Below are 17073 nucleotides of genomic sequence, written 5' to 3'. Positions count from 1 at the left end.
GCGAACCCGCCCGGCTCCTGTGCTGGGTGACCGCCACTCAGGAGCAGCTGAAGCGCGCCGCGCCCCAGTCGCCGTGGTCGCCGGTCTTGGACCCGTTGGTGTCCGTGACCTTCAGGCGCACGTGCCGTGCCCCGTCGAGCGCCACATCGACCGGTACGGTCTCCGACGCCCCGGTCACCTTCGGCGAGGTCCACAGCACCTTGCCGTCCGCCTCGACGGAGAACGCGACTTCGCCGTACCCGTTGATCTCGTCGTCGATGCCGGCGTCCGCGGTGAAGCGGGAGCACTGCCCGCCGAGGTAGACCTCGATGTCGGAGTCGGCGTGGGTGCCGATCCCCTTCTCGTACGTCTTCCCGGCCAGCGTGAGCGGGTGTCCGTCGGCCGCGCCCGACTCGCCGTTGCTGCGGTCGCGTTCGGGGGGCCCGTAGCCGTTGACCGCGGTCAGCCACTCCATGTCGCTCGCCCAGGTCTCGCCGGTGGGCGGCGCCGGCATGACGGAGACCGCGAGCCGCCCGGCGGCGGTGCGGGACTCGCCCGCCGACCGGTAGCGGGTGAGGGCGGTCAGCCGCGCCTCCCCCGCCTTCGCGTCCTTCGCCGGGGTGACCCGGATCTCGACGCGGCGGGTGGTGCCCGCCGGTATCCGCTGCACGGGCGCGGCGGGGGCAGCCTGCCAGTCCTCGGGGACGTCGAGCGTGACGGACGCGTCCGTGACGTCCGCCCGGCCCGCCGTCACGTCGACGGCGACGGTGCTCGGGGCGCCCGCGCCGGCCTCCTGGCCGCGCGGGGCGGCGACGGAGGCCGTGGCGGCGGCGTCCCGGCCGCCGACCGCACTGGCGTTCTTCAGCTTCACGGAGAACGCGCGGTCCGTGGGCAGCGGTGCGGTCTTGATCTTCACCACGCCACCCCGGTCGTCCCGGTCGTAGAACCAGCCCTGCTCCGCCTTCGCGTACGCGGCGGCCGAGGTGAGCCGGATCAGCTTGCCGCCCAGCTGGACCGCGCTCGGCTCGGAGCCGGTGTGCACGGTGAACTCGTACGGGCGGCTGCTCCGCTTGCCCTTGTACGTGCCCTTGCTCGCGCCGATGTCCACGGTCACGTCGCCCGGGCCCTGGGAGGGCGCGCGGACGTCGGCGGTCTGCGTGGCGTAGGCGCCGTCGCGGTGCTCGCGGGTCACGCCGTCGTCCTCGTACAGCGTGAACGAGGAGCGGCCCTGCGGGTAGATGTCCCAGGCCAGCGGGGAGTCGGCGGTGCGGTCGGTGTACGAGCGGATGCCCGGCCACATCGGTACGCTCGCCCCGCCCTTCACGAACAGCGGCAGGGTGTCCAGCGGGGCGCTGTAGTCGTCGAGGGTGACGGGGCCCTGGTAGGTGCGCCCGGTCCAGTAGTCGGTCCAGGTGCCCTTCGGCAGGTAGATGCCGTCGCGCTCGGTGCTGTCCTCGTAGACCGGGGCGACGAGGAAGTCCTCGCCCGACAGGAACTCGTACTTCGCGGCGTCGGTCGCGGCCTTCGGGTCGTCCGGGTACTCCAGGACCAGCGGGCGGACCATACCGACGCCGGTCTCGGTCGCCTCGTGGGCGTAGGAGTACTGGTAGGGCAGCAGCGACTCCTTGAGCTTGAGGTAGTCGCGGTTGACGGAGGTGTAGGGCTCGCCGTAGCGGAAGGGCTGCTTGTCGCTGGCCGCCCAGCCGTCCATGGTCATCGTGGTCCCCAGGAACATCTTCCACTGGAGATCACGGGTGTACGTCTTGGCGCTGCCGCCGAAGATGCCGTCCACGTCGCCCGTGGTGTAGGCGAGGCCGGACATCGTGGCGCCCGCGTAGGTCGGGATCTGCCAGCGGATGTAGTCCCAGGTGCCGTACTGGTCGCCGGACCACTGGACCCCGCAGCGCTGCGCGCCGGACCAGCTCTCGGGGGCGTACGTGAAGCCGCGCGCGTCACTGTTGGCCTCGATGCCCGCGTAGGCGTCCTTGCAGCCGTCCAGGGCGAACTTGTAGCCGGGGCCGACCCAGGCGACGTCCAGCTTCGCGACGCGCTGCCCGGCCTTCACCTGGTCCGCGAGACCGTCGATGCCGTCCTCGGTCCACAGGCCGAGCTCCATGCCGCGGTCCTTGAGGCCCTTCGCCGTCTCGGCGAGGTCCTCGTAGCCGCAGCCGTAGCCGTCGTTGACCAGCATCCAGCCGTTGGGCATGTCGTTGTCGACATAGCCGTCGGCGACCTTCAGGGCGTCCAGGGTCCGGCGCTCGCCTCGGTTCGCGTTGTGCAGGTAGCAGTCGGAGTCGCCCATCTCCAGGCCGTAGACGGGCGGCAGGAACGGCTTGCCGGTGAGCTGCGTGTACTGGCCGATGACGTCCTTGGCGCTGTCACCGGCGAAGTAGTACGCGTCGAAGCGCCGCTCCTTCTCGCTGGTGGTCACCGGGTCGTTGAAGGCGTAGGTGCCGGGCGCGAAGGTGTTGCGGAAGACGCCGTAGCCCGCCGAGGAGAGGTAGAACGGCACCGAGTTGGGGTGGCCGCCGTCGTCCCAGTTGTAGTCGACGCCGACCTCGACGGTCTTGCCCCGGTGCGAGGTGTTGCCCCGCCCGTTCTGCATGCCGGCGCCGTAGAACTGCTCGTCGGCGCCCCGGGCGAGGGTCTGGGTGGTCTGCTCGGCATCCCAGCTCAGCCCCTTCGCCTCGGACCAGACCCGGCTGCCGTCGGCCCGGTACAGGGCGAACCGCAAAGGCGACTTGTAGACACGGAGGGTGACGCTCCGGGTGGACAGCTCGTAGCGGTCGCCGCGCTCCTTCCAGCGGGTGCGGGGCGGGGTGCCCTGCGGAAGCACGATGGCGTCGCCGGCCGGGTCCTCGAAGGTGCCGTCGGGGGCGAGTTCGATGCGGAAGGTCTCCTCGGAGACGAAGCTGACCCGTGCCTGGGCCGCCCCCGCCGTCAGGCGGTACACGGCCCCGTCGGCCTTGAAGCCGGTGAGATCGCCGACCGTCGTGCCGGCGGGCTCCGCCGCGTCGTCGGCGCGGGCGGCACCCGGTCCGGTGAGTACGGCGAGGAGCCCCAGCAGCGCTGCAACTACCGCCGATCTGATGCGCGTTGATGATTGCATAGAGCGCTTTTAGCGCAGCACCGAGCATTTGACCATGGACAAAACGGAACCGGCCCCGAACTTCATGAAGAAGTCCGGGGCCGGTGAAGTCGGCTGCTACGACGGAGAGTTACGGGAAGGAGCTACAGGGCCACGCCGAGAAGGGCGTCCACGGTACGGGAGACGAGGCCGGGTGCCCCCTCGTCCGTACCGCCCTCGGCGGTCTGCCGCTCGGCCCAGCGGTCGACGGCGGCCAGCGCGGCCGGGGCGTCCAGGTCGTCGGCGAGAGCCGCGCGGACCTCCTCGACCAGGGCGTCCGCGGACACCCCGTCGGGGCGGGAGACGGCGGCGCGCCAGCGGCCGAGCCGGGCCACGGCGTCGGCGAGCACCTGGTCGGTCCACTCCCAGTCGGAGCGGTAGTGGTGGGCGAGCAGGGCCAGCCGGATCGCGGCCGGGTCGACACCCTCGCGGCGGAGCGCGGAGACGAAGACGAGGTTGCCCTTGGACTTGGACATCTTCTCGCCGTCCAGAGCGACCATGCCGGCGTGCACGTACGCCTGGGCGAAGGGGTGCTCGCCGGTGAGCACCTGGGCGTGCGAGGCGCCCATCTCGTGGTGCGGGAAGGCGAGGTCGGAGCCGCCGCCCTGGACGTCGAAGCCCATGCCCAGGTGGTCCAGGGCGATGGCCACGCACTCGATGTGCCAGCCGGGACGCCCGGCGCCGAGGGAGCCGCCGTCCCAGCTGGGCTCGCCCTCACGGGCGGCCATCCAGAGCATGGGGTCGAGCGGGTTCTTCTTGCCGGGGCGCTCCGGGTCGCCGCCGCGTTCGGCGGAGAGCAGGCGCATGGCCTCGGCGTCGAGGTTCGACACCTCGCCGAAGTGCGGGTCGGTGTCGACGGAGAAGTAGATGTCGCCGTCGAGCTCGTAGGCGGCGCCCGCGTCGCGGAGCCGTTCCACGAGCGGCACGATGCCGGGTATCGCCTCGACGGCCCCGATGTAGTGGCGGGGCGGGAGCATGCGGAGCGCGGTCATGTCCTCGCGGAACAGAGCCGTCTCGCGCTCCGCGAGCTCGGTCCAGTCCTGTCCGTCGCGCACGGCCCGCTCCAGCAGCGGGTCGTCCACGTCCGTCACGTTCTGGACGTAGTGAACCTGCCGCTTGGTGTCGAGCCACACGCGTTGGACGAGGTCGAACGCGTTGTAGGTCGCCGCATGACCCATGTGGGTCGCGTCGTACGGCGTGATGCCGCAGACATAGATGCGGGCGACGGGACCGGGGTCAAGGGTGATCCGTCCGCCGGTCGCGGTGTCGTGGATCCGAAGGTCGCGGCCCTTGCCGGGCAGGGCGGGGACCTCAGAAGCGGGCCAGGCATGCATGCCACGAGCGTAACCGGATGCGGCTTCCGGATACGAACCGGAGGGGTGATCCTGACCGAAGAGGCACTCTTGCGCCGCCGCGCCCGGCGTGCATCGGGGCGGACGGCCGTCAGACCGGCGGCCAGGGGATGGCGGGCCATTCACCGCTGGGCTCCCGGTGCAGCCCGGTCGTCCGCAGTCCGGCCACGCGGGCCCGCAGGGCCTCGATCTCGGCCGCCGTGATGAGTTCGGCCAGCCGGGTGAGCAGCGGAGCCCCGGGCTCCAGGTCGGCGGCCAGTCGGTCCAGCACCTCGACCGCCTCGGGGGTCAGGGGTTCGCCCGCCCAGCCCCAGAGCAGGGTGCGCAGCTTGTCGTCGGCGTTGAAGGTCACCCCGTGGTCGATGCCGTAGAGCCGGCCGCCGGGCGCGGGCAGCAGGTGGCCGCCCTTGCGGTCGCCGTTGTTGATGACGGCGTCCAGGACGGCGAGCCGCCGCAGCCGGGGGTCGTCCGCGTGCACGAGCAGCGCGGTCCGCCCCTCCCCCACCTCGGCGAACGCGACGGCCTTCCAGCCCTCGCCGGGCTCCTCGTCCTCGACCAGCGCGAGCAGCCCCGGCTCGTCCTCGCCCGGCTCCTCGGCCTCGATCCAGAGCTGGCACATGCCCTGGCCGTACGGCCCGTCCCGCAGCACGGTCGGCGGGATCAGGCCCCAGCCCATGGCCTCGGAGACCTCGTAGGCGGCCACCTCGCGCTGGGCGAGGGTGCCGTCGGGGAAGTCCCAGAGCGGCTGCTCGCCGGCCACGGGCTTGTACACGCAGTACGCCTCCTCGCCCTCGTGGGCGACGGAGCAGTAGAGCACCGCGTTGGACGCGCCGCGGACCTGCCCGAGGACGGTCAGCGCGCCCTCGGCCAGCAGGGCGGCCTGCTCGGCGTCGGTCAGGCGCCCCGGCGGTATCCGTTCTGGCGCGGGCATACGTGTCCTTCCGGGTCGAGCGGCAGGCTGCACAGCGGACAGGGCGGGCGGCCGGCGTTCACCACGTCCAGGGCACGCTTGGCGAAGGCGCGGGCCTGGGCGCCGGTGAGCCGGACGCGGAGCATCGGCGGGCCGTTCTCCTCGTCCTGGAGCAGCCGCTCCTCGGCCTCGGCCAGGTCCTCGACGGAGTCGGCGTCCAGCTCGACCAGGGCCTGCGCCTCGACGATCATGCGCTGCTCCTCGCCGTCCCAGGCGAGCGCCATGGTGCCGACGCGGAACTCCTCCTCGACGGGGACGTCGAGCGGCGCGGTGTCCGTGACGTCCATCGGGGCGACGGCGGGCACCGGGGAGTTCCCGCCGGTGCGGCGTACGACCTCGTCCAGCAGTTCGTCCACGCGCTCGGCGAGCGCGGCGACCTGGGTCTTCTCCAGGGCCACGCTGGTGACACGTCCGCCTGAGGATGCCTGCAGGAAGAACGTACGGCGTCCAGGCAGCCCGACCGTGCCGGCCACGAAGCGGTCCGGGGGGTCGTAGAGGAACACCTGACGGGACACGTCCTGTCTCCCTTGAGAGTCGACGGGCAGATGGGGTGGGCCGGAGCCTCGGAAAGCGTTCTACGGCGCGTCCACCCTACTGCGCGCGGCGATCACGGCGCCCCAGCGCCGCCCCCTACCGCCGCGTCCCCGGCGGCCCCGGCGTCCGGGCCCGGTTCGCGGGGCGCGAGTCCGGCGAGGTCGCCGGTGTCGCCGAGGCGCACCAGATAGGGGCGGAGCCTCGTGTAGCGGATCGCGGTGACCGAGCACGGGTCGGCGTGGACGCGCTGGAAGAGGTCGAGGTGCATCCCGAGCGCGTCGGCGACCAGGGACTTGATGATGTCGCCGTGCGAGCACATGACGTACGCGGCGTTCTCGCCGTGCTCCGCCTCGATCCGCGCGTTCCACTCCCGTACGGCGTCGACGGCGCGGGCCTGCATCGCGCGCATCGACTCGCCGCCGGGGAAGGCGGCGGCGGAGGGGTGCTGCTGGACCACGGTCATCAGCGGTTCGTCGCTGAGTTCGGCGAGCTTGCGGCCCGACCAGTCGCCGTAGTCGCACTCACTGATCCGGTCCTCGACGTGCAGCGGCAGGTCCGGGCGGGCGGCCAGCAGCGGTTCCAGGGTCTCCCGGCAGCGTTGCAGGGGGCTGCTGACGGCGGCGGCGAGGGGCAGCGTGGCCAGCCGTCCGGGCAGTGCGGCGGCCTGAGCGGTGCCGCGCTCGTCGAGGGCGACGCCGGGGGTCCGGCCCGCGAGTACCCCGGCCGTGTTGGCGGTCGAGCGTCCGTGGCGTACGAGGATCAGGGTGGGCATGCGGTCCAGCCTACGGGCGCGGCCCGGATTCCCGGCGGGGCCAAAGGTGCATACCGGGCCCGGGGCAGGGAAGAATGCGCGCCGTGATTGTCGACTGCGCCATCTATCGCGACGGACGCCGGACCGAGGGCCCCGCCGACTTCTCCGACGCGCTCGCCGAGGCGCGGGAGTCCGGCGACGCGTTCCTCTGGATCGGCCTGCACGAACCGACGGAGAAGGAGTTCGACCTCGTCAGCAACGAGTTCGGGCTGCATCCGCTGGCCGTGGAGGACGCCCTCTCCGCCCACCAGCGGCCGAAGCTGGAGGTGTACGACGACTCGCTGTTCGCGGTGATCAAACCGGTCCTGTACGACCACGACAGCGACACGGTCACCACGCACGAGCTGATGGTGTTCATGGGCGACTCGTTCGTCGTGACCGTGCGGCACGGCGAGGGCGCGCCGCTCGCGGCCGTACGCCGCCGCCTGGAGGCCGATCCGGAGGTGCTGAAGCACGGGCCGACGGCGGTCCTGTACGCGGTGAGCGACGCCATCGTGGACCACTACATAGACGTGGCGGGTGAGCTCCAGGTCGACCTGGAGGAGCTGGAGACACAGGTCTTCGCGCCGAGCGGTACGGACGACTCCAAGAACACCGCGGCGCGCATCTACACCTTCAAGCGCCAGGTGCTGGAGTTCCGCCGGGCGACCGTCCCGCTGTCCGGGCCGATGGCCCGGCTGGCGGGCGCCGGGGTGCCGTTCGTGCAGGAGCACGCGCAGCCGTTCTTCCGGGACGTCCAGGACCATCTGACCCGGGCCAACGAGCAGGTGGAGGGCCTGGACCGGCTGCTGTCCGACATCCTGTCCGCGCATCTCGCGCAGATGGGGGTGCGACAGAACGACGACATGCGCAAGATCTCCGCCTGGGCGGCGATGGCCGCGGTGCCGACGATGGTCGCGGGGATCTACGGGATGAACTTCGAGCACATGCCGGAGCTGCGGTGGGTCGGCTCCTACCCGCTGGTGCTGCTGCTGATGGCGGGCGCGGTCGTGGGCCTGTACCGCCAGTTCAAGCGGCGCGGCTGGCTCTGACGGGCCGCCGCACGGCTCAGGCGTACTCGGGCGCGGGCGTCGCGGGTCCGCCGAGGGCGTCGCGCCGGGCGGGCGGTGCCAGGCTGACCATGCGCCGCCAGCCGCCGAGGCGTTCGTAGGCGTACATGGCGTGGATGCCCGCGGCGAGCACGGCGGCCTTCGCGCGGGACCAGCCGAGCACCCGGCCCATGTGGTCCATGACGGCGAGGCTGACGTCCCGGTAGACCCGGATCTCGGCGAGCGCGCACTCGCGCAGGATGCGCTGGATGGTGCGGCCGTGCCCGGCCCGCGCGAAGCGCAGCAGTTCCTCGTGGCAGTACGCGAGGTGGTTGTCCTCGTCGTTGGAGATCATCCGGACCGCGCGGCCGAGCTCGGGGTGGTCCGCGAAGTGCTTGTTCAGCAGCCGCATCTGCTCGGACGCGCGCTGCTCGGTGACCCGGCTGTGGGCGAGATACGTGATGATGTCGCGTTCGGTCAGCGGCTCGTCGCGGCCCAGCTGCTCGTGGGCGAGTCCGATGCCGTGGCGCTCCAGGAGCATCGTGTAGTCGGTGTCCGGGGGGACGGGTCCGGGGGCCAGGCCACGCTTCTTGAGCAGGGCGTTGAAGATCCTGCCGTGCTTGTCCTCGTCGGCGCCGTGCCGGGCGATCTTGGGGGCCAGCGGGCGCTGGCTCGCGGGGACGAGGGCCGCGATCCGGCCGTTCTCCCAGCCGCCCTGCGACTCGCCGCTGGCCGCGATGGAGCAGAACAGCCGGAACGAGTCGTCGTTGTCGAGGATCTCCTGGAACAGGTTCTTTGCCGAGAGCATCACTGCCACCTCCGTGCCGGCGTCGCCGAGCGCCAGTCAAATGCGCCGGGCCGGGGCGGGCAACAGGAGGGGGCGGCGGCTGGTCCGAACGGGGGGCGGCGGACCCGTCCCGGGCGAACCGTTTTTGCGTACCCCCGTAACCCCGCCGGGCCACCCGCGTTGTTCCCCATGACGGCCGTGGCGGGGAGGACCCCCGAGCCCCCACCACGGCCGCAGAGCCTCTTCCGGTTATGCGAGCCCGGCCCGCTCCAGCGCGTCGGTACCGGCCCGGAGCGCGGCGATCCGCTCGTCCAGGGTGAAGCCGGCGGGCGCCAGGGTCAGGGTCGTGACCCCCACCTCCGCGTACGCCTGCATGCGCTCGGCGATCCGGTCCACGGACCCGAGCAGCGTGGTCTGGTCGATCAGCTGGTGCGGCACGGCGGCCGCCGCGCCGCTCTTGTCGCCGGAGAGGTACTTCTCCTGGATCTCGGCGGCCTCCTTCTCGTACCCCATGCGCTGCGCCAGCCGGTTGTAGAAGTTCTGCTTGGCGCTGCCCATGCCGCCGACGTACAGCGCGGTGTAGGGGCGGAACATGTCCGCGAGGCCGGGGATGTCGTCGCCGACGGCGAGCGGCACGGTCGGGCAGACGTCGAAGCCCTCCATCGTCTTCCCGGCCTTCTCCCGGCCGGCCCGCAGATGGCTGACCGCGGTCTCCTCCAGGTGCTCGGCCGAGGGGAAGATCAGCAGGGCGCCGTCGGCGATCTCGCCGGTCTGCTCCAGGTTCTTCGGGCCGATCGCGGCGATGTAGAGCGGGATGTGCTCGCGCTGCGGGTGCACGGTCAGCTTGAGCGGCTTGCCGGGGCCGTCCGGCAGCGGGAGCGTCCAGTGCTCCCCCTCGTACGAAAGGCGCTCGCGGGTCATCGCCTTGCGGACGATGTCCACGTACTCCCGGGTGCGGGCCAGCGGCTTGTCGAACTTGACGCCGTACCAGCCCTCGGAGACCTGCGGGCCCGAAACACCGAGGCCGAGCCGGAAGCGGCCGCCGGACAGGGAGTCGAGCGTGGCCGCGGTCATGGCCGTCATCGCGGGCTGGCGCGCCGGGACCTGGAGGATGGCGGAGCCGACGTCGATGGACTCCGTCTGCGCGGCCACCCAGGCCAGTACGGTCGGCGCGTCGGAGCCGTACGCCTCGGCCGCCCAGCAGACGTCGTAGCCGAGCCGGTCGGCCTCCTGCGCGACGGCGAGGTTGTCGCCGTCCATCCCCGCGCCCCAGTAGCCGAGATTGATGCCGAGCCGCATAGCCGAACCCCTTACCGATCAGTAACGTCCCTGAGTTCCGGACTCTAGCGCGCGGGGTGTCGATCCGGCAGGGGGCCGCCCCACGCCGGTTGTAATCTCAGCGCCCATGGAGCAGAGGCATCTGGGCCGCACCGGCCTTCGTGTGTCCAGGATCGGGCTCGGCACCCTCACCTGGGGCCGGGACACCGACGAGCACGACGCTGCCGAGCAGCTGAAGGTGTTCTGGGAGGCGGGCGGCACGCTGGTCGACACGGCCGATGTGTACGGGGGCGGCGAGGCCGAGTATCTGCTCGGGCGGCTCGTGGACGGCCTGGTGCCCCGGCGCGATCTGGTCATCGCGACCAAGGCGGGCAGCGTCGCCGACCCGTACCGCAGGGTCGACGCCTCGCGGGGGCACCTGCTGGCGGCCCTCGACGCCTCGCTGAGCCGGCTCGGCACGGATCACGTGGACCTGTGGCAGCTCCACGCGTTCGACCCGGAGACCCCGCTGGAGGAGACGCTCCAGGCGCTGGACCTCGCGGTGTCCTCCGGGCGCGCCCGCTATGCCGGGGTGGCCGGTTTCTGCGGCTGGCAGCTCGCGAAGGCGGCGACCTGGCAGCTCGCCGCGCCCGGGACGCGGACCCGGCTCGCCGCGACGCAGATGGAGTACTCGCTGCTCCAGCGCGGCGTGGAACGCGAGGTGCTGCCCGCCGCGCTGGACCTCGGCGTCGGGCTGCTGCCCTCGTCGCCGCTGGGCCGGGGCGTGCTGACCGGCAAGTACCGCACGGGTACCCCGGCCGACTCGCGCGGCGCGTCCGAGCTGCTGGCCCCCTTCGTGGAGCCGTATCTGGACGAGGCGGCGGGCCGCATCGTGGACGCGGTGGCGACCGCCGCCGACGGGCTCGCCACCACGCCCGCGCAGGTCGCCCTGGCCTGGGTGCGGGACCGGCCCGGCGTCGCGGCCCCGATCGTCGGCGCGCGCAACGCGCAGCAGCTGACGGAGGCGTTGTCAGTGGAGACGCTTAGTCTTCCTGACGAGATCTGCCAGGCGCTGGACGATGTGTCGGCGCCCGTGCACCGCTATCCCGATCAGGACTGGAGCACGCTGTGACCGCGCTACCCCGGGGCGAATCCCCCGGCGCCGACACCACCGAGGACGACACCGCCGCCGTCCCGGGCGATCCGGGCCCTGCCGGTGCCGCCGACGCGGCGAGCGAGGACGCCGGAACCGGTGCCGACGGCACCCCCGCGGTCTCCGAGGCCGAGGCCGAGATCGCCGCTCAGCGGGAGTTGCGCGAGCGGATCGAGAAGCGGAAGGCCGAGAAGGACGGGCCCGTCGAGGCCGGCGGGAAGCTGAGCGGCACCGCGGCGGATCTGCTGGCGGCCGTCCGGGCCGTGGAGAACGGCCAGAAGCCCGCCACGGCGTTCTACGACTCGCCCGCACCGGCTCCCGCCCGCCGGGCCGCCCCCGCCCCGGCTCCGGTACGGGCACGGGCCCCGGAGCCCGCCCCCGCGCCCCGGGCCGCCCCGCCCGAGAGCGTCGCCGCCGTGACGGAGGTGCTGTCCGCCGGCGGGGCCCCCGCCGCCCTGGGCCGGTCCGCCGCAGCGCTGCTCGGGGACCGGGCCGCCGAGATCCTGCGCGAGGACCCCTGGCAGCTGCTGGGCCTGCCCGGCGTCGGCCCCGATCAGGCGGACGGCTTCGCCCGGGCGCTGCTCGGCGCGGCCTGCGGGCCCGACGACGAGCGCCGCACCGCCGCCCTGACCGGCTGGATCCTGGAGCAGGCCGCGCTCCGGGGCCACACCGCGCTGGACGCGGACCGGGTGCGCGAGGCGCTGGCGGGCCGGGGCGTGAGCGACCCCGCGGCGGCCGTGCGGCATGCCGTCGCCGAAGGTGTCGTGCTGGTCTTCCAGGACGGCCCGGAGGAGGACGCCCAGGAAGCCGGGGAAGCGGAGGAAGCCGCCCAGGACGCCGAGGGGGCCGAGGCCGCCGCGCCGGGCCCCGTGCTCCTCGGCCTCGACCGGTACGCCCTGGCGGAGGAGAGCCTGGCCGACGGGCTGGCCCGGCTGGTCAACGGCGGCGACCAGGACGCGGACTGGTCGGAGGCGGCCGCCACCGCGCCAACCCCGTCGGCCGCCGAGCTGATCCGCGCGGCCGCCGCCCACGGCCTCGTCGCGCACACGGGCGGCGAGGCGGCCCGGGCCGAGCCGGCCGCCCTGATCACCGCCGCCCGGGGGCTCGGCCTGCGCGCCCTGGGCGCCGCGCACAGCGTGGACGGCCGCCGACGGCTCGCCGAGGACACCGGTGCCCCGGAGACGGCCGTCACGCTCGCCGGGCTGCTGGCGGGCTCCGAGGGGCCGGGGCGGGACGAGGAGGGGGCACTCGCGCTCGACCTGCTCGTCGTGCTGGACGCACCCCAGCTGGACGTGGAGACCGGCGCGATGCTGGTGGAGTCCCTGGCCGACGGGGTCCGCCTGGTCCTCAGCGGCGACCCGGGCGTGCTGGGCTCGGCGGGCGCCGGGCAGGTGTTCGCCGATGTGCTGGCCGCCCGCGCCTGCCCCCGCGTCGCCTCCCGCACCCCGGACCCGGGCCCGGTCGGCGAGCTGGTCTCGGGCATCGGCATCGGCGAGCTGAACGAGGTGGCGGCGCCGGGCAAGGAGGTCGTCATCGTCCCGGTCCGGGACGCGGGCGAGGCGGTCCACCGCACGGTGCAGCTCGTCGCCGACTCGGTGCCGCGCGCCATCGGAGTGCCGTCCGAGGACACCCAGGTCATCACGGTGGGCCATGGCGGCGCCGCGGGCACCCGGGCGCTGAACGAGGCCCTGAAGCAGCGGCTCAACCCGGGCCCCGGCCGCTTCGGCGGGTTCGACCCGGGCGATCGGGTCGCCCATGTCCCGGCGCCGGGGCGGACGGTGCCCGGCGTGGTCGTGTCGGCGGACGCGGAGGGGCTGCACTTGGACTGTGCGGGTACGCCTGTCGTCGTACCGCAGGAGCGGGTGGCCGATTCCGTGCGCCACGCGTGGGCGCTCAGTGCCCACCAGGCGGCCGGGATGCGGTGGCCCGCGGCCGTCGTGGTGCTGCCCGGCGACGCCGCGCGCGGGCTGAGCCGGCCGTGGGTCTACACCGCGTTCGGCCGGGGCGAGCGCCACCTGTCCGTGGTGCACGGCGTCGACCAGGCGCTGCCGCGCGCGGTGGCCGAGGTGCCCGCCCAGGAGCGCAGCACGCGCCTGCGGGCCCTGCTGGAGGCGTCCCAGGAGGCCCAGGAGCCCTCGGCGGAGCAGTGAGATGCCGGAGGGCCCCCACGTACGCCTGGCGCGTCCGTGAGGGCCTCCGGGCCTTCGGTGGGGTGCCGGTCAGCCGGCGGGGTGCCCCGGGCCCTCCGCGTCGTCATCGAGGTCGTCGTCGTCGAAGACCGCGCTGACGTCGAAGCGGCAGACCACCAGCTGGGGGTCGGCGTCGTCGAACGGGGCGGCCAGCCACTCCCCCGGTTCGGGGAGTTCCTCCGCCGCCGCGACCCAGAGCGTGGAGTCGCCCTCCTCCAGGCCGAACTCCGTGTGCCGGGAGGCGATTTCGTCGGCCTCGTACTCCCCGAAGAGCACCCCGAGGGCCGCGTGCACGCTGGTGCCGACGACCGCCGCCCCGGCGTCCTCCCGCTCGTCCGGGTCGGCGTCGGCGAGGCGCTGGGCCTGGGCCAGCAGCCGCTGGGGTTCCACCACCGCGTAGTCGCGGCGGATCAGCACGCTGAGCGCGTGCGGCTCGTCGGGTCCGTTGTAGGGCGGAAGGGCGTCCTGCTCCCCCGGGATCTCGAACGGGGTGACCTCGTCGTGGCGGTCGTAGAGGAGTTCGTCGTAGACCTCGGCGGCGGCGGCCAGTGCGTTGAACGCGTCGTAGACAGCGGGATCATCGTCCCCCGACCGGCGTTCGACCGCCGCGAGGTGGTGGTCGATCGCGGCTTTGACCGCATCGGCGGCGGCGCGTACCTCGGCAGCGGTGGGCTGCGCAGCATCAGACATGGGGCAGACGCTATCCGTACCGGGCCCTTGCCCGCACAATGGATTCGATGCCGGAATACGAATTTGTCGATGTGTACGTGCCACGCGGGGTGTCCCGGAAGGACACCGCCCGCCTGTTGACCGACCATGCCGAGTACGGGCACTGGGAGCTGGACCGTCTGACGCTGCGCCGGGACGGCAGCCGCCGCGTGCGGCTGCGCCGCCGGATCATCCGTCAGCTACGGGCCACGTGGTGAGCCCGAAGGCCCGGCCACAGACCGTCCGACCACGCGAAACGGGCCCCGCGATCCGCGGGGCCCGTTTCTTCTGCGCGTGCTCGCCGGTGCGGCGCTGCCGTCAGGCGGCGGCCTTCGCGCGGCGGTAGAGCACCGTGCCCGCGCCGGCCAGCAGCAGGCCCGCGCTCGCCGGGATGAGCAGGTCGAGCCCGCCCGCTCCGGTGTGGGCCAGCTGCGGCGCCTCCGGCACGGTCTGCGGCTCCGGCGTGTTCGGAGTCGGCTTCTCCGGCGTCGGCGGCGTGATGTGGCGCACCGGGGGTTCGGGAACGTCGACCGGCGGCGTGCTCTCGTTCTCGCACGTGTTGCCGATCGCCGGGTTCAGCAGTCCGACGACGTCGATGCTGTTGCCGCAGACGTTCACCGGGATGTCGATGGGTGCCTGGATCTGGTTGCCCGAGAGCAGACCGGGCGATCCGTGCGTGGATCCCTGCGCGGTGGCTCCGCCGCCGTTGCCGCCGCGGACGGCCCGGTGCTTGCCGGTGCCCGAGTTCGTCCCCCGCGTGTGGTCGTCGGAGGCCCGGTTGCCGGCGTGGTTGCCGGAGGCGGCGCCGGACCGGCCGGCGGTCGCGCCGTCCGAACCGTTTCCGCAGGCGTTTCCGGCGGCCGGGTTGAGCAGTCCGACGACGCTCACGGAGTTTCCGCAGACGTTCACCGGCACGCTGACCGGGATCTGCACCGAATTCCCTGAAACCACCCCCGGGGAATTCGAAGCGCCGCCGACCGCTCCCGCGTCGGCGTGCGCGTAGCCGCCGCCGAGGGCGAGAACGCCACCCGCGGCCGCCATGGTGATCAGGCCGTTTCGCGTGACCTGTCGCATAGGTGTTTCCTGCCTTCTACCTTCCGGAGTACCCCCGGACTACCGTGCGGAGGCAAAGGACCCGACGGCCCCGGAGCGCGTGGAGTGCGGTCCGGGGCCGAGCGGGCTCAAACCCTTACGGGTTGACGCGCAACGTCAGTCGTTGACGCAGACGTTGCCGAAGGCCGGGTTCAGCAGCCCGATCACGTTGATCGTGTTGCCGCACACGTTCACGGGAACGTGGACGGGAACCTGGATGACGTTGCCCGAGATGACGCCGGGGCTGCCGATGGCGGCACCCTGGGCACCCGAGTCGGCGACGGCCATGCCGGCGCCGGCGAGCACCAGGCCACCGGTGGCAGCCGCGGCGGCGACGATCTTCTTGATCATGATTCCTCCTAGTTGGCAAAGCGCGGTCCCAGCCGCGGACCGCACCCCCTGTAACGAGGAGGAGGTAGCGGGGCTACGAGGCAAACGCCCCATTCACTCGTTCCGGTTAGAGGCGTACACCCTGGCGATTTACGCTCTCCCGGGTCAGCTGTGGTCGATGAAACGGTCCAGAACACGGGCACCGAACTTCAGCCCCTCGACCGGGACGCGCTCGTCCACGCCGTGGAACATGCCCGCGAAGTCGAGCTCCGGCGGGAGCTTGAGCGGGGCGAAGCCGAAGCAGCGGATGCCCAGGTCGTCGAAGGACTTGGCGTCCGTGCCGCCGGAGAGCATGTAAGGAACGGCACGGGCGATCGGGTCCTCGGCCTTCAGGGCCGTCTGCATGGCGTCCACGAGGGCGCCGTCGAAGTCGGTCTCCAGCGCCTTGTCGCCGTGCACGTCCTCACGACGGACGCGCGGGCCCAGGATGCGGTCGAGGTCGGCCAGGAACTCCTCCTCGTAGCCCGGCAGGAAGCGTCCGTCGACGTGGGCGGTGGCCTGTCCGGGGATGACGTTGACCTTGTAGCCGGCGCCGAGCATGGTCGGGGCGGCGGAGTTGCGCAGGGTGGCGCCGACCATCTTGGCGATGCCGCCCAGCTTGGCGAGGGTGGCTTCCATGTCCTCCGGGTCCAGCGGGGTGCCGAGCGCGTCCGACAGCTCGTCCAGGAACGACCGCACGGTTTTGGTCACCCGCACCGGCCAGGTGTGCCGTCCGAGCCGGCCGACCGCCTCGCACAGCTCGGTGATCGCGTTGTCGTCGTTGGTCATGGAGCCGTGGCCCGCCGTGCCGTCGACGGTCAGGCGCATCCAGTGCATGCCCTTCTGGGCCGTCTCCACGAGGTAGAGCCGCAGGTTCTCGTTGACGGTGAACGAGAAGCCGCCGACCTCGCCGATCGCCTCGCTGACGCCCTCGAACAGGCCGGGGTGCTTGTCCACGAGGTAGCGGGCCCCGTACGTACCGCCCGCCTCCTCGTCCGCGAGGAAGGCGAGCACGATGTCGCGCGGGGGCTTGCGGCCGCTGCGCATGCGCTCGCGCACCACCGCCAGCGTCATCGCGTCCATGTCCTTCATGTCGACCGCGCCCCGGCCCCACACGCAGCCGTCCGCGATCTCGCCGGAGAACGGGTGGTGCGTCCAGTCGTGCGCGTTGGCCGGGACGACGTCGGTGTGGCCGTGGATCAGCAGCGCCGGGCGGGACGGGTCCTCGCCCTCGATGCGCGCCACGGTGGAGGCGCGGCCCTTGTGGGACTCGAAGATCTTCGGTTCGAGCCCGACCTCGGCCAGCTTCTCGGCCACGTACTCGGCGGCCGCCCGCTCGCCGGGCCCGGAGTGGTCGCCGTAGTTGCTGGTGTCGATCCGGATCAGGTCACGACAGAGGTCCACGACCTCGTTCTCGGCGGTCTCGCCCGAGCCGCTCCGGGCCGCATTGCTCTCGCTCACGCTGGTTCCTTCCCTGTCGCTGTGGTGCTCCCTCCCATCCTCCCGCGCCGGGCCCGCGCGCCCAAGGCCCCCACGGCCCCGGGCGTGATCGAGCACCCTCCAATGTTTGCTATGGTTTTCCACGTCGGAACGGGCGAGGCCCGCGAGACAGACACCTTGTCCGGGTGGCGGAATGGCAGACGCGCTAGCTTGAGGTGCTAGTGCCCTTTATCGGGCGTGGGGGTTCAAGTCCCCCCTCGGACACCAGCCACAGGCC

General features: G+C 72.8%; 15 protein-coding genes and 1 tRNA gene. 5 read left to right on the top strand and 11 right to left on the bottom strand.

Annotated features, from left to right (window positions below; genetic code table 11):
• Nucleotides 1–37: 37 nt before the first annotated feature.
• From ACZ6C6_RS23020 to ACZ6C6_RS23000, 5 genes are all read right to left on the bottom strand, one after another.
• On the bottom strand, nucleotides 38–3088 hold the full coding sequence (locus ACZ6C6_RS23020; protein WP_469205147.1) for an NPCBM/NEW2 domain-containing protein: 3051 nt from the start codon (nucleotides 3086–3088) through the stop codon (nucleotides 38–40).
• Between the two features lie 122 nt (nucleotides 3089–3210).
• Nucleotides 3211–4440: a cysteine--1-D-myo-inosityl 2-amino-2-deoxy-alpha-D-glucopyranoside ligase gene (mshC, locus tag ACZ6C6_RS23015; RefSeq protein ID WP_469205146.1), complete on the bottom strand. Its 1230-nt coding sequence runs from the start codon at nucleotides 4438–4440 to the stop codon at nucleotides 3211–3213.
• Between the two features lie 109 nt (nucleotides 4441–4549).
• Nucleotides 4550–5389, bottom strand: coding sequence for an SCO1664 family protein (locus ACZ6C6_RS23010; RefSeq protein ID WP_469205145.1), 840 nt, complete (start codon nucleotides 5387–5389; stop codon nucleotides 4550–4552).
• Nucleotides 5353–5943: a DUF3090 domain-containing protein gene (locus ACZ6C6_RS23005; RefSeq protein ID WP_143623319.1), complete on the bottom strand. Its 591-nt coding sequence runs from the start codon at nucleotides 5941–5943 to the stop codon at nucleotides 5353–5355. The genes ACZ6C6_RS23010 and ACZ6C6_RS23005 overlap by 37 nt, the downstream gene beginning before the upstream one ends.
• 92 nt (nucleotides 5944–6035) lie before the next feature.
• Nucleotides 6036–6734 carry a histidine phosphatase family protein gene (locus ACZ6C6_RS23000; protein WP_469205144.1) on the bottom strand — a complete coding sequence of 233 codons (699 nt, stop codon included), beginning with the start codon at nucleotides 6732–6734 and terminating at the stop codon, nucleotides 6036–6038.
• Nucleotides 6735–6808: 74 nt separating this feature from the next.
• On the opposite strand from ACZ6C6_RS23000, the gene ACZ6C6_RS22995 reads away from it, so the two are divergent.
• Nucleotides 6809–7804, top strand: coding sequence for a magnesium and cobalt transport protein CorA (locus tag ACZ6C6_RS22995; protein WP_469205143.1), 996 nt, complete (start codon nucleotides 6809–6811; stop codon nucleotides 7802–7804).
• A gap of 16 nt (nucleotides 7805–7820) precedes the next feature.
• Here the strand turns inward: ACZ6C6_RS22995 and ACZ6C6_RS22990 are convergent, their stop codons facing one another.
• Together ACZ6C6_RS22990 and ACZ6C6_RS22985 are read right to left on the bottom strand one after the other, a co-directional pair.
• Nucleotides 7821–8609, bottom strand: coding sequence for a ferritin family protein (locus ACZ6C6_RS22990; RefSeq protein WP_469205142.1), 789 nt, complete (start codon nucleotides 8607–8609; stop codon nucleotides 7821–7823).
• 228 nt (nucleotides 8610–8837) lie between these two features.
• Entirely contained in the window at nucleotides 8838–9887 is a 1050-nt protein-coding gene (locus tag ACZ6C6_RS22985) for an LLM class F420-dependent oxidoreductase (RefSeq protein ID WP_469205141.1), read from the bottom strand.
• 106 nt (nucleotides 9888–9993) lie between these two features.
• Between ACZ6C6_RS22985 and ACZ6C6_RS22980 the strand changes: the two genes are divergently transcribed.
• Nucleotides 9994–10977 carry an aldo/keto reductase gene (locus tag ACZ6C6_RS22980; RefSeq protein WP_469205140.1) on the top strand — a complete coding sequence of 328 codons (984 nt, stop codon included), beginning with the start codon at nucleotides 9994–9996 and terminating at the stop codon, nucleotides 10975–10977.
• Nucleotides 10974–13148, top strand: coding sequence for a helix-hairpin-helix domain-containing protein (locus ACZ6C6_RS22975; protein ID WP_469205139.1), 2175 nt, complete (start codon nucleotides 10974–10976; stop codon nucleotides 13146–13148). Before ACZ6C6_RS22980 ends, ACZ6C6_RS22975 begins: the two co-directional genes overlap by 4 nt.
• 69 nt (nucleotides 13149–13217) lie before the next feature.
• Here the strand turns inward: ACZ6C6_RS22975 and ACZ6C6_RS22970 are convergent, their stop codons facing one another.
• Nucleotides 13218–13877: a hypothetical protein gene (locus tag ACZ6C6_RS22970; RefSeq protein WP_469205138.1), complete on the bottom strand. Its 660-nt coding sequence runs from the start codon at nucleotides 13875–13877 to the stop codon at nucleotides 13218–13220.
• A gap of 47 nt (nucleotides 13878–13924) precedes the next feature.
• Between ACZ6C6_RS22970 and ACZ6C6_RS22965 the strand changes: the two genes are divergently transcribed.
• A complete protein-coding gene (locus ACZ6C6_RS22965) occupies nucleotides 13925–14113 on the top strand; it encodes a DUF5703 family protein (RefSeq protein ID WP_018103708.1) in 189 nt (62 codons plus the stop codon).
• Nucleotides 14114–14213: 100 nt separating this feature from the next.
• On the opposite strand, the gene ACZ6C6_RS22960 is transcribed toward ACZ6C6_RS22965, so the two are convergent.
• The 3 genes from ACZ6C6_RS22960 to ACZ6C6_RS22950 all read right to left on the bottom strand — a co-directional run bounded on the left by ACZ6C6_RS22960 (nucleotide 14214) and on the right by ACZ6C6_RS22950 (nucleotide 16817).
• A complete protein-coding gene (locus tag ACZ6C6_RS22960) occupies nucleotides 14214–14969 on the bottom strand; it encodes a chaplin (RefSeq protein ID WP_469205137.1) in 756 nt (251 codons plus the stop codon).
• Nucleotides 14970–15104: 135 nt separating this feature from the next.
• Nucleotides 15105–15338 (bottom strand): chaplin ChpH, encoded by a 234-nt coding sequence (gene chpH / locus ACZ6C6_RS22955; protein ID WP_239226107.1) that lies wholly within the window; start codon nucleotides 15336–15338, stop codon nucleotides 15105–15107.
• A gap of 144 nt (nucleotides 15339–15482) precedes the next feature.
• Nucleotides 15483–16817 carry a M20/M25/M40 family metallo-hydrolase gene (locus tag ACZ6C6_RS22950; RefSeq protein WP_469205136.1) on the bottom strand — a complete coding sequence of 445 codons (1335 nt, stop codon included), beginning with the start codon at nucleotides 16815–16817 and terminating at the stop codon, nucleotides 15483–15485.
• Between the two features lie 158 nt (nucleotides 16818–16975).
• Here ACZ6C6_RS22950 and ACZ6C6_RS22945 point away from each other — a divergent pair.
• Nucleotides 16976–17063 (top strand) — tRNA-Leu (locus tag ACZ6C6_RS22945).
• The last annotated feature ends 10 nt before the right edge of the window (nucleotides 17064–17073 follow it).

The sequence above is a fragment of the Streptomyces sp. NPDC041814 genome (assembly GCF_055590565.1).
The sequence above is the reverse complement of the archived record's forward strand: the minus strand, read 5'-3'. Positions and strand labels throughout refer to the sequence as shown.